Raw genomic sequence first — 11,372 nt, 5'->3', positions numbered from 1 at the left:
CGGGAACGCCGACCGTACGGCGTTCCCGGGGCGCGGCAGAACCACGGCGGCCCGCGCCATCGCCGTGGTCCTGACCTGCGCAGTCCCGACTTCCCCGGGTCAGGGCAGGCGCGCTTCGTCCGCAGGCCCGTCCGCAGCGAACCTAGAACCCCGCGAAGTGCCCGCACAACAGAAAAACGGCCTCTGGCTGACTGGGGTTCACCAGCGGTACGGCTCCGGCCGCACCGCGTCCACCGTCTGAACCGGGAGGTCCCCTTCATCATGAACACCCGTCCCACCGGCCGCCGTACCGTCGCCCTGTGCGCGATCGGGGTGCCCGCCGTACTCGCCTCCACCGCCGGAGGGCGGACGGCCGCGGCCGTGTGCGGGGCCGCGATCCTGCTTCTGGTGCTGCTGCTGGCCGTGCTCGCCGTCGGCGCCGCCTACGCCCGCCGTCCCGAGCACCGCACAGCGGCCCGCCGCACCCTCCAGCTCCTCCTCGGTCTCGCCCCGTGGTACCGCGTCCGCCGGTGAACCGGATCGGGGGCGCTCCCGGGAACCCAGGGGCGTAGGCCTGCCGGGCACGCGTCCGGTGGGGTCTCACCACCTCCCGTTGCCGACGGCGGTGCGTACGGAGTGGGAGTGCCGCTGGCGGGCTGGTTGCGGCAAGGGCGTGGGCGGGCACCGGGGGTCGAGGAGCAACGCTGCCGGATCGTGCGGCAGCGTTGTTCCTCGACCCCCGAACTCCGGGTGGCTCGGGGTCGGCTCAGCCGGTGCTGCCGGACTCGGCGGCACGAGCTTCCTGGGCCCGCGGCTGGCGGGGGCGAGCGAACGGGATCGCGGACCAGCCCTGCTCCAGGACAGCGTTGTACTCCAGGAACTCGTACTGGGGGAACAGCTGGCGCAGGTACACGGCGTCGGCGTCGTAGGCCGCGCAGAGGAGATCGGCCAGGCTCGTCCCGGTGATGGTGACCGCGTCCTCCAGGTCGGCGATGGAGGTGACCATCACGGGGATGTCGGTGTCGGGCAGGGCCACGCGGTGGGCTGGGGTGTTGATCTGGTGGAACTGCTCCATGGTCACCACCATCCCGAGCATCCGGCGGTCGGTGGGGATTCCGGCGAGCTCTTGGTGCTCGCCGGAGCGCAGGAGGCGGACCGACCTGTTGATCTGCTCGAACGGCTTCGTGAACTGCTTGGCGAGGAGCGTGGTGAAGTCGGGCCCGCCGAGCCGCAGCTGCTCGCTTGGCCGGAACGACTTCACCTCCACCAACAGGACCAGGTCGGGGAAAACAACGAAGAAGTCGATCGTCTTCTTGCTTACCTTCTTGGAGATCTTGACCTGGATCTCGGGGTGGACCTCGGCGTCGGGCAGCAGGTCGAGGTGGCGGCCGACGTAGTGCTCGAAGAGGTTGCCGAGGTCGTTGGTGAACGCCTTGCCCCAGGCCGAGTTGTTGTCGCCCCCGGTGTAGTAGAGGCCGAGCGGGGTGGCCTTGCCCAGCACGGCGGCCGGCACTGGGATGAGGTAGCCGCCCGGGACGCCGCCGACCAGCGGGTGGGAGCGGAGCGGGTTGTGGGTGTAGCGGCGCAAGAGCGGGTCGCTGTCGGCCGGGAAGGCCGCACGGAGCTTGGTCTTGGTGGTGACGAAGTGCCGGTTCAGGACCGCCTTGATCTGGGCGGGGGAGCGGAGTCCGTCAAACTGGTCGTAGTCCTCGGCGGGGTACCAGTCCAGAGCGAACCGGCCGCGGCGGCGCGGATTCGGGTGGGCGGTGGCGCAGGCCCAGACGAGGTGGGCGATGCCGAGGTAGTCCGCCAAGGAGCAGCCGAGCACGTCGCGGTCCCAGCCCGGGAGGATGACCTCCAGCGGGTTGTCCGCGTCGTCCGGGTAGGGGGTCTGCTCCAGCATGGCGATGGACCGGCTCAGCTGCGAGTACTCGTCCTCCTGCCACGGGCCCTGCTGGTGGATGGTCCGCTGCAGGTACCCCTCCCAGCGCTTCATGCCTTCCGGGGCTTGGGTGACCGGGTCGTCCAGGGCCAGGTACAGGTCGAGGATCTGCTGGAGGTCGCGGTCGGTGGCGGCGGGTCGGCCGTCCCGGCCGCGGGCCAGGGAGACCCAGGCCGCGTCGAGCAGGGCTCCCGGCGTGTACAGGCCGAGGCCCTTGGAGCCCAGGTTGCGGGCGGACGGAAGGCTGGCACTGGTGGCCGCGATCAACTGCGTCAGCGAGTTCGGGTCGTGGCGCAGGACCCGTTCGAAGTACTGGGTCTCCAGAACGGGGTAAGGGGAGAGGGTTCGCCGCATGGCCGACGATTCTGCACCCCGCCGCACTCGTCGCGCACCGGGTTTCCGTTCGTCGGCACGCCCGCCCAATCCGGGCTGCTACGGGCAAGCCCTCACCCAGCAGGCCCGCACGGTGTTCGGCCTGTGAGCGTCAGCAGCCCGACCGGGCCACCAGCACCTCGTCTGCGGCATTGCGATCACGGAGCGTACAGGCGCACGATCCGGCAGCGATGTTCCTCAATCCCCGCACCGGGAACCTGGTGCGGATCAGGCCGCCGCGTTCCCGTGCGCCCGCTCGGCCCGCGCCGTGAGCTCCAGGGCGTGCTCGTAGGCCGCGCGCAGGTCGGCGGCGGTCTTGAACGTGGCGCCGCGGGTGCAGAGGATCTCGATGCCGGCCGCGCGCATCTCCTTGAGCACGCCGAGGGCCTCGATCTGGTCGAGCAGTTTCGCGCAGTCGTGGTCGGTGAGGGCGGCGGCTGCCGGGGCGCCCCACAGGTGGGTGCTGATCTCCTTCAGCCGGCCGTCGTCCGCGGGTACGGTGCGGCCGGCCGCGACGCTGGCGAGCCACTGCGGAGCCGGGACCGGCTCCAGGTGCGGGCCAACCGCTTCCAGGGCGGCCCGGATGCGCTCGATGCGGGCCAGTGACGCCGCGTCGATCACCACCGGCGCAGCAGGGGTGGCCGGGGCGTCGGGGGCGGGTGCCGGGAGTGGAGCGGCAGGGGGTGGGGAGGGAGTGCGGTCCGGGGCCCGGAGTCGGGTCAGGGCTTGGTGGAGCTTGGCGAACATGTCCCCACGATGCCCCGTTATCGCTGCTCAAGGCTACTTTGCGCCATGTTGGCCACTTGTGAGACCGGCCACGGTGAGCCGACGGGGTTGGCCGGGGCCCGGCAATCGTCCGGCCGTTCAGGACGGTCCCGGTACGCCGGGGCGCGGGCGGTGGTGTGTCCGGGGGAAGCGGTGTGACCGCCGGGCGGTGACAGCGGCGCGCGGGTGCTCCCCCGGAGCCCGTGGACAGGGGTACCGGCTCCGCGCGGGCATGTCGAAGAGGATCGGCCCTGCTGGCTTCGCCCGACCCTCACCCCTGCGGTGTCCGGGGCGCGGTGGGCCCGGTTGCGTCGAGGGCCCGGGCGTGGGCGGTGCGGAACGCGGCGGCGAGGGCGGCCCAGTCCGTTGCACCCGGCGGCAGCGGGGCATCCGCCGGGCGGGAGCGTCTGCCCAGCTCGACGGCCGCCTGGAGCCGCCGCTCCCAGTGGGCCTCCACAGCCGCCGCCGTGCCGGGGGGCGGCTCGCGCAGGTCCCGGACTCCCGCCATGGTCCCGTGGATCGTCCCCGCCCAGGCGAAGGACTCGACACGCCAGCCCAGCTCCCGGGCGGCGGCCCGCAGTGCCGAGCGCAGCAGCTCCACCCCGCCGAGCCCCACCACCTCCTCGTCCGGCAGGCGCAGTTCGAACGCCCCGCCGTAGCCGTGGCCGTCCGGCGGGCAGCTGTCCTCCAGCAATGGGAGCAGCGCGTGGACGAGTGCGGGCCGGCGCGGGTCCTTTGCCCAGCCCGTCATGAGGCGCCGTCCCGGGGTGCGGTGCGGCGGTGGCGCCCGGTGCCGGGCCCGAGCGCCGGCCGGTCCCACGACGGGGCCGGTGCCGTGGTGGGCGGGGGTGCGGGGTGGAGCAGCTTCTTCGTCTCGGCGAGGTTCGCGGCGACGGTCACCGGGACCCAGCTGTCGCCGTCCCACCGCTGGATCGCGCGGGGCATTGCGGGGTCGATGTGGGCGCCGCGGTGCGGGCCGGAGGTGAGCGGCACGGCCCGCAGGCGGCCCCGGGACGACTCTCGGCGGGCGTCGCGGCGGGCCAGCCACTCCCCCAGCGGCTCCGGCTCCGGCTGGTCGTTGTTCATGGCGTCAGCCTGCCGTACCCGGGTGCCCGTCCGGGGCGGATGGGAGTGGATCCGGCCAGTTGACGTTCTGTGCGGGCTGGTTCCCGCTTTTGGCGGGTGGGTGCGTGACCGGCGGGGGCGGTGGGTCGTTGACCGGGCGTGCACGATTCCGTCCCCCACGGATCGCAGGGAGAGCGCCCGCGCCGGTTCGCGCGCCGGGCGCTCTCCCCGGGGCGGAGGATGTGGTCGTGACCGATGCCGCGGAGTCCCGGCGCCTGCCGGTGTCCGGCCGCACGTACACCCGTACGCGGGTGCGGGGCTTCGCCCCGTGGAGGCCGCGGCCTCGGACGGTGGAGCTGGTCCGCCAGATCGAGAGCGTCCTGGAGGAGTACCGGGAGTATGGAAATCTGACGGCTCGCCAGATTTTCTATCGGATGGTGGGCGCGTTCGGGTACGAGAAGACGGAGGCCGGGTACGACCGGCTGATCGAGACGCTGAACCGCGCCCGCAGGGCGCGGATGATCCCGATGGGGGCGGTCCGGGACGAGGGCCCGTCGTCCTGGCCGGCCGGCGGGTACGCCGGGCCGGAGGAGTTCTTCGACGGACTCCGCCTCCAGGCCCGGGGCTATCAGCACGATCTGAGTGACGGGCAACCCGTGGTCGTCGAAGTGTGGGTGGAGAGCCAGGGCGCCGTCGCCATGGTGGGCGCGGTCGCGGCCGGGTACGGGGTCAGCACCTACAGCTCCGGCGGGTTCGAGTCGGTCACCGCCAAGCACGACGCGGCTCTGCGGATCGCCGGACGGGCAAGGCAGACCCACGTCTTGTCGATCGGGGACCATGATCCGTCCGGTTTGTCCATTCTGGACGCGGCGGCCGCCGACGTGCTGGCGTTCGTCCCGGAGCTCGGCTCCTGTCCTGCGCCGCGGTTTACACGGCTTGCCGTGACACCGGAGCAGATCCGCCGGTACCGGCTGCCGAGCGCCCCGCAGAAGAGCACCGACCGCCGGGGCGCTCACATGCCCGCGACGGTACAGGCCGAGGCCCTGTCCCCCGCACAGCTCGTGACCGAGGTCCGCGCCGGCCTGGAAGCCGCCGTCGACCTCGACGCGCTGGCCGCCGCCCGGGAGCGGTCCGCCGCCGAGCGGGCCGCCGTGCTGCGCCACCTGGACCGGCTGCCCGGCCAGGCATAGGCGAGCCGCAGCCCGCCGTCACGGCCGCACCGCCCCAGACCCGTTCCTGCCGTGGCCACTCTCGGGAACGGCCACCGGGCCCAGAGCACACAGCAGACACCCTTTCTATCGGGCCCGGGGGCCTGTCGGGGGCGGACCGGCCGGAGATTCACCCGAACAGGGCAATCCGCCCGGTTGTCGGCGGCGGACGGCCGCAGGATGGGACACTGCCCCGGCACGGCGCCCCGGCCCGGACCCGCGAACTTACGCGGCCCGCACGCCGGTTCGCGCCCCCAAGCGGTGCCGACCCGAGAGATGAGACCTGGCGTGACGTCCCGCATGGAGCGAGCCACCCGGACACTGGGCTGCGACCGGAACGACCTGACGGGCACGGTGAGCGCCTTCCTCGGCGTGGCGCGGCCCCGCAGTCCGCTCGCCGCGCAGCTGGCCGCCGGCGCGTTCGCCCGCCTCGACGCGGCGCCGCTGGGAGCCCTGCGGATCGGCGACCTGGGCCACACCGCGCAGGACTGGCCCGCGCTGCCCGCCACCGCCCCGGTCATGCCCTGGCAAGCCGTCACCCTCGTGGACTCGCTGGCCGCCCTGGTGAACCGCCTGTCCGGGGCCGAGCTTCAAGACGCCGCCGAGGGGTTCGCGCTGCGCCGCGCGGACTTCGCGCTCCCGGCCGAAGACCTGGCCCCCGGCGAACCGCCCGGCACGGGAGGAGGCGCGTTCGTGCGCCAGGACGCCTTCCTCGACGCCCTCGCCGCTACGGCGCCCGGCCGGTGGAGCGAAGCCCAGCGCTCCCTGGTGCGCCAGGCGCTGCTCCAGCACCTGGCCGACCTCGGCGACGGCCTGCTGCGCGTGTCCGAGCACACCCCGGCACCCCTCCGCTGGGAGGCCACCGGCCCGTCGCGGACCGGGCGCAGCCCGGTGCCCGGTACACGGCACGTCCTCGAAGCCCGCGTCACGGCTGAGCCCGCCCGGCGGCCTCCGGGCCGCTGGGACGAGGTGATGTGGGGCCGGACCACCGGCCCGGTCCGGGAGCAGTGGCGGTGGGAGGTCGGCTGGCCGCTGTCCGGCGGGGAGTTCGCCGCCCAGGAGGGCACGGCGGAGGCCACTTTGGGGGCGGCGGTGTTCGCGGGCGAGCAGACCCTCGCGGCGCTGCTGCGCGGCGCGGCGGTCGTGCGGCAGCGGTTCACCGGCCGCCTCCTCGTCCCGCGCCCGGCCGGAGCCCCGCTCGCGGCCGGTGACCCGGCCCTCACGATCGTCACCCTGCGCAGGCTCCTCCTCGCCGTCTTCAACGCGGCGCGCTCCGGGGGACGCGCGCTGTGGCCGCCGCTCCCCCACACCGGGCCCGACGGAGAGCCCGGGAGCGTCATCGCCGTCCTCTTCGACCACCTCGCTCTCCCGTATCCCGCGGGCGGGGAAGCGGCGAACGCCGCCCGCCCCGGCACGGCGGTGTTCGCCGCATTCCTGGCGGAGCACGCCGTCCGGCTCACCCCGCTGGCCACGGCCTACCTCACCGGGGCGAGCGCGGCGGAGGGGAGCCTGCCGCTGCGGGCCCGGCACGAGGCCGGTCTGACCGCCGCCCTCCGCCCGGCCGGTGGTGAGGAGGCGGACCGGCTCATCGCCGACGCCGGCGTGCTCCCCGACGGCATGGACTGGAGCGACCTCCTCGACCCGGCCGCGCTGGAGCGGTTCCTCGACGACCCGGTGCCCGAGCAGTGACCGGGCAGTCCGGACCGGCGGACCGGGCCGTGGTGAGCGAGGCCCTGTTCCTGGTGACCGTCGGCACGATTCCCGGCACCCCCGCGGCGGACCTCGCCCAGCACCTGGCGGACACGGTTCCCCTCCTGCCGGTCCCGGCCGCCGCCATGATCGGTATCGGGACGATGCCCGCCGACATCTCCGGCCGGGCACGCGACCTCGGCGAGCGGCAGCGGATGGCGGACGCCGCCCAGGACCTCCACCTCCTGTTCGCACGGCTGTGGTTCCGGGCCTCGGCGGCGCTGCCCGCCGACGGCACCGAGGTCGCCGTCGCGCTGCGGGCCCTGTGGGAGGAACAGGTCCGGGGGACGGAGTCCGGGCTGATGACGGTGGTGTGCCTGCCCGTCGGCGAGTCCCGGTGGATGGCCGGCGCACGCCAGTGCCGCACGATGGCCGTCACCACAGACCCTGCGCCCGGGCTGGTCCCCGGCCCGAACTGACCCTGCCGGCACCCGAGGGCCTGTGAGGTGGGGTAACGATTGGGGCCGGGCCTCCCACGGCGGGCGGGCCGCGGGGCACACTGCCGTTCGTGAACTGGCTCCTGGGGAATGAGTGGCTCGGGCCGCTCGGTGACATCGGCAAGATCATGGGCGGGGTGGTGGCCGGGATGGCGATACTCAAGGCCGTCTCGGCCTGGTGGACGAAAGGGCCGGGGCGGCGCCGCTCCTGGGCGAAGAGCTTCCGGCTGATGGCGCCGGGCGTGCGGCCCGCCTATGTCGAATCGCTCTTCGGTGAGCCCGCGTTCGAGTTCGAGCTCGCGCACGACGAGCCCGGCCCGCCGCCCCGGGAGCGGGTGTGGAAACTCGGAGAGGACGGCTACCTCGTCACCTGGAGCAGCAAGCGCCAGGTCCTCGCCTACTCCCTGACGACCCGCGCCAAAGGGTTCGCCCCGAAGATCCGGATCGGCGCCGTGTGGGGCGGCAGCGGGCCCTCCTCGGTCGTCCGGCTCGGCCGGACCCCGCTTGAGGACATCGGCGCGAAGGAGGACTGGACACCCGAGACGGTGGCCTCCTGGGTGGGCGCGCGCCGCGCCGAATACTACGAGACCTACTACGCCGGGAACCCCGGCCACTACACCCGATGGGCGTGCGGTGTCTCCCAGGCCGGGTACGGTACGGCGGCCGGCGCGGTGGAGCGGCTCGGCCCCGACGGGTCCGCCTTCCTCGACTGGGCGGACCGCGGCCGTCTGGAACCTGAGCAGCGCGAGAGCCTCGACCGCTTCCGCACCGAGGCGACGGTCAACAGCCTGATGATCATCGGCCCGGCGGGCGCGGCGGAGCTGCTGGGCGAGATGCCGCGCTCCGGACCGGATCTCGACGCCGTACGGACGCTGACCAAGGCCCCCGGAGCGTGGGGGCGGTGGAAGCACCGCCGCGAACTCAAGGCCCTGACCGGGGAACAACCCCAGTCACGGCGGTTCGCCCGGCCGCGCCCCGGCCGGGGGGAGTGAGCGACAGGCCGCCCGCCGACCGACCCGGCCGACGGGGCGCGCGTCCCGGGGCGCCTTCACCGATGTACTGGACGGGACGTCAGACGGGGAGGGGGGCCGGGCCGGGCCCGACTCGTTCGTGGTCGACCTCCTCCGCCACGTTGAGCAGCACCCTGAAGCCGTCGGGGATGGGAAGGGCCGCCGGGATCGCGCACAGGGCGGCGACGGCGACCTCTTCGTCCACGGTCTTGAGCGGGGCCGCAGGCGCGTCGGGGTGCAGCTGGTGGTGCCAGAGAGCGGCGAGGACGCGGGTGTACGACGGGCGGGGCAGGCGCTCGTCCAGGGCGAAGAGCACGGCCGCCGCGGCTTCGAGCCCGGCCGGCCAGTCCTCGCGCGGACCACATTCCTCCGCCAGCCGCAGCGTCACCTCGTACCGGTATCGGCCCGGCCGCGTCATCAGCAGGTTCGTCATGAGTACGGGATAGCAGGGCGCGCAGGCCGAGGGCGGGCACCACGGGAGAGCATCTTGTGCCGGTCACCGGTTTCACCCGTTCACTACCCGGCGCGTGCGATGCCCCCCGGGGCGGCGGGAGGGATGGTCCGGTGGGATACCGGAAAAGATCCTTCCCGTTGTCCGATGTCAGGGGTAATGTCCATGACCAGCACCATCACCCCGGAGGGGAGCGGCCCCGTGACCACAGACCGTACAGCGGGAAGGCCCGGCCGCCCCGCGGGAGTGCGCACCGGGCCGGACGGGCTCACGGCGAGGCAAGCGGACATCGTCCGCCTCATTCGGGCGTATACAGCTGAGCACGGATACCCTCCGTCGATGCGGGAGATCGGCCAGGGCGTCGGGCTCTCCAGCACCTCGTCCGTCGCCCACCAGCTCGGCGCGCTGGAGAGGAAGCAGGTCGTCGGCAAGGATCCGCACCGGCCGCGCGCCTACCGCTTGCTCCCCGGCCGGGCGGCCGGGCACGGGCCGGAGCACGGCCCGGCGGAGACGGGGACGGCCCATGTGCCGCTCGTCGGACGGATCGCCGCCGGAGCGCCGCTCCTCGCGCACGAGGACACCGAAGAGGTTCTCCCCCTCCCCCGGCGGCTCGTCGGGGACGGCGACCTGTTCGCGCTCACCGTCGTCGGGGACAGCATGACCGGCGCCGCGATCTGCCCCGGGGACGTGATCACCGCCCGCCGGCAGAACACGGCCGAGCACGGCGACATCGTGGTCGCGCTCCTCGGCGAGGAGGCCACCGTCAAGCGCCTCCGGCGCGAGCCCGGCGCCGTCTGGCTGGCGGCCGAGAACCCGGCCTACGCCCCGCTCCCCGCCGAGGACGCCGTCATCCTCGGCAAGGTCGTCGCCGTCCTGCGCACCCTGGTCTAGTCCCCCGCCCGGGCGGGGGCGCATAGCCTGGAGTGCCCCGCCCGACCGGCGGGCCCGACAGGAAGTGAGTACCGTGCACGAGGCGACCGGCCCCGACACCCCCGTCTACATCCGGCTGGTGTCGGAGCGGGGCGACGCCCTCACCGAGGTACGGCGCGCCGCCGCGCACACCCGCCAGGTGGCCGCCGCCGTCCTCGGCCCCGCCCCGGCCGAGGACGGGGCCGCCCGCCCCGTGCCGGGCCCCGCCGCCTGACCGCGGACAACGCCTTCCCCGCCCTACCCGCCCCGGGCGGCAGGGTCAACAGGCCGCCAGCCGCGGGCAGGTGACCCTTCCAGCGACCATCGGCACGATCCGCCCCGGACCGTCCGGACGGTGCGCTACGCTGCCGCTGCGGCAGAACGCACCTGCCAGCCTCCCGGCCCTGGGCACCCACGCGCCCCGGCCAGCGGACAAGGGGCACCGACTCGTGCGCTCGTTCCTGATCACCTGATGGCCCTGTTCCGGCATGGGCGTGGGCATGCCGTGAAGGAGACCGTCATGACCAGGGACAAGAAGCGCAAGAGGTATGTGCGGGCCGTCGCCGAGAGCGCCGGGGACCGCTACGCCCGTACCGCCCGGCTGCTGGCCGGGGTGCGGCCGCCCGGTGCGTTCCAGCTGAAGGAGCTGCTCGCCGAGTGCGTCACCCGCCCGCGGGCGGACATCGACTGGGGCATCAGCTGGGGTGAGGCGGAGGAGGAGTTCGCGTCGCCGGTGTTCACCTCCGATGTACTGGGCGGCCCGGTCCCGTACCAGTCGGTGCTGAAGCTCGCCGGGCTCCTGTCGCAGGAGGGGCCCGATGCCCGGCTGCGGGCGGAGAGGGTGGTCGCGAGGGAGCACGCCGTCGTCGCCGGGCGGGCACGGCGCTTCGAGCTGGGCCTGAACTGGGGCGTCGCTTACGAGCTGTGCGGCGTCTCCGGCTGCCCGCGGCAGCCGGTCGGCTGGATCGGGACCCGGTGCGAGAAGCACCTCGCCGCCTGCGCCCCGGAGGGGACCGTCGACCTGGCCGAGGCGTGGGCGTTCGCCCGGAACGACCAGCACCGCGAACGCCGTGGAGACCCTGCTGTCCTCGAAGGGTCCCCCGAGGCTGATCTCCTGGTCCGGGTGGCCGTCGCCCAGGGCGTGTACGAGCAGGCCGCCTCCGCCCTGCTCCACGGGCTGTTCGAGGACCCGGAGATGATCGACGAGGTGTACTGGGACCCGGACGAGGCCCAGAAGGTGCGGGACTCCATGGACCGTGAGCGCGCCCGGCTCGACGCCGTCGCGGCGGCGGCGGTCCGCCGGATCCGGGAGGAGACCGGCGTCTGCGCCGCCTGCCGCGAGCCCCTCCCGGCCAGTGGTGGTGTCCCCGGCTTCCCGCCCGATCACTGCTCGCGGGAGTGCGTGCCGGCACCGCCCCGCCCCCGGGGGCACCGCCACGCGTGGAGCTTCCCGCCGCGATAGAACACCCGGCGGCGGGCGGGGCC

13 protein-coding genes are annotated in these 11,372 nt (G+C 74.2%); 8 read left to right on the top strand and 5 right to left on the bottom strand.

Annotated elements, in window-relative coordinates; all coding sequences use genetic code 11:
* The first annotated feature begins 261 nt into the window (after positions 1–261).
* Positions 262–513 carry a hypothetical protein gene (locus ACFVIM_RS27430; RefSeq protein WP_351495649.1) on the top strand — a complete coding sequence of 84 codons (252 nt, stop codon included), beginning with the start codon at positions 262–264 and terminating at the stop codon, positions 511–513.
* 232 nt (positions 514–745) lie between these two features.
* Here the strand turns inward: ACFVIM_RS27430 and ACFVIM_RS27425 are convergent, their stop codons facing one another.
* From ACFVIM_RS27425 to ACFVIM_RS27410, 4 genes are all read right to left on the bottom strand, one after another.
* Positions 746–2,275 (bottom strand): nuclease-related domain-containing protein, encoded by a 1,530-nt coding sequence (locus ACFVIM_RS27425; RefSeq protein ID WP_384306567.1) that lies wholly within the window; start codon positions 2,273–2,275, stop codon positions 746–748.
* Positions 2,276–2,521: 246 nt separating this feature from the next.
* A complete protein-coding gene (locus tag ACFVIM_RS27420) occupies positions 2,522–3,040 on the bottom strand; it encodes a hypothetical protein (RefSeq protein WP_384306564.1) in 519 nt (172 codons plus the stop codon).
* A 289-nt stretch (positions 3,041–3,329) separates the two neighbouring features.
* Positions 3,330–3,809 carry a hypothetical protein gene (locus ACFVIM_RS27415; RefSeq protein ID WP_384306561.1) on the bottom strand — a complete coding sequence of 160 codons (480 nt, stop codon included), beginning with the start codon at positions 3,807–3,809 and terminating at the stop codon, positions 3,330–3,332.
* Complete coding sequence (locus ACFVIM_RS27410; RefSeq protein WP_384306558.1) at positions 3,806–4,144, bottom strand: DUF6087 family protein; 339 nt, start codon at positions 4,142–4,144, stop codon at positions 3,806–3,808. Before ACFVIM_RS27410 ends, ACFVIM_RS27415 begins: the two co-directional genes overlap by 4 nt.
* A 227-nt stretch (positions 4,145–4,371) precedes the next feature.
* On the opposite strand from ACFVIM_RS27410, the gene ACFVIM_RS27405 reads away from it, so the two are divergent.
* From ACFVIM_RS27405 to ACFVIM_RS27390, 4 genes are all read left to right on the top strand, one after another.
* Positions 4,372–5,313, top strand: a complete 942-nt coding sequence (locus tag ACFVIM_RS27405; protein ID WP_384306555.1) for a hypothetical protein — start codon at positions 4,372–4,374, stop codon at positions 5,311–5,313.
* A 306-nt stretch (positions 5,314–5,619) separates the two neighbouring features.
* Complete coding sequence (locus ACFVIM_RS27400; RefSeq protein WP_384306552.1) at positions 5,620–7,020, top strand: hypothetical protein; 1,401 nt, start codon at positions 5,620–5,622, stop codon at positions 7,018–7,020.
* Positions 7,017–7,499: a hypothetical protein gene (locus tag ACFVIM_RS27395; RefSeq protein ID WP_384306549.1), complete on the top strand. Its 483-nt coding sequence runs from the start codon at positions 7,017–7,019 to the stop codon at positions 7,497–7,499. The genes ACFVIM_RS27400 and ACFVIM_RS27395 overlap by 4 nt, the downstream gene beginning before the upstream one ends.
* Before the next feature lie 89 nt (positions 7,500–7,588).
* The gene (locus ACFVIM_RS27390; RefSeq protein WP_384306547.1) at positions 7,589–8,509 is read left to right on the top strand and encodes an ETEC_3214 domain-containing protein; all 921 of its coding nucleotides are present in this window, start codon (positions 7,589–7,591) and stop codon (positions 8,507–8,509) included.
* Positions 8,510–8,588: 79 nt separating this feature from the next.
* On the opposite strand, the gene ACFVIM_RS27385 is transcribed toward ACFVIM_RS27390, so the two are convergent.
* A complete protein-coding gene (locus ACFVIM_RS27385) occupies positions 8,589–8,960 on the bottom strand; it encodes a hypothetical protein (protein ID WP_384306544.1) in 372 nt (123 codons plus the stop codon).
* A 123-nt stretch (positions 8,961–9,083) separates the two neighbouring features.
* Between ACFVIM_RS27385 and lexA the strand changes: the two genes are divergently transcribed.
* The 3 genes from lexA to ACFVIM_RS27370 all read left to right on the top strand — a co-directional run bounded on the left by lexA (position 9,084) and on the right by ACFVIM_RS27370 (position 11,349).
* On the top strand, positions 9,084–9,869 hold the full coding sequence (gene lexA / locus ACFVIM_RS27380) for a transcriptional repressor LexA (RefSeq protein ID WP_384306541.1): 786 nt from the start codon (positions 9,084–9,086) through the stop codon (positions 9,867–9,869).
* Positions 9,870–9,942: 73 nt separating this feature from the next.
* The gene (locus ACFVIM_RS27375) at positions 9,943–10,122 is read left to right on the top strand and encodes a hypothetical protein (protein WP_384306539.1); all 180 of its coding nucleotides are present in this window, start codon (positions 9,943–9,945) and stop codon (positions 10,120–10,122) included.
* A gap of 285 nt (positions 10,123–10,407) precedes the next feature.
* Positions 10,408–11,349, top strand: coding sequence for a hypothetical protein (locus ACFVIM_RS27370; RefSeq protein WP_384306536.1), 942 nt, complete (start codon positions 10,408–10,410; stop codon positions 11,347–11,349).
* Positions 11,350–11,372 lie beyond the last annotated feature (23 nt).

The sequence above is a fragment of the Streptomyces sp. NPDC057638 genome (assembly GCF_042800315.1).
Classification (GTDB): Bacteria; Actinomycetota; Actinomycetes; order Streptomycetales; family Streptomycetaceae; genus Streptomyces.
This window is presented reverse-complemented; position numbering and strand designations above follow the sequence as displayed.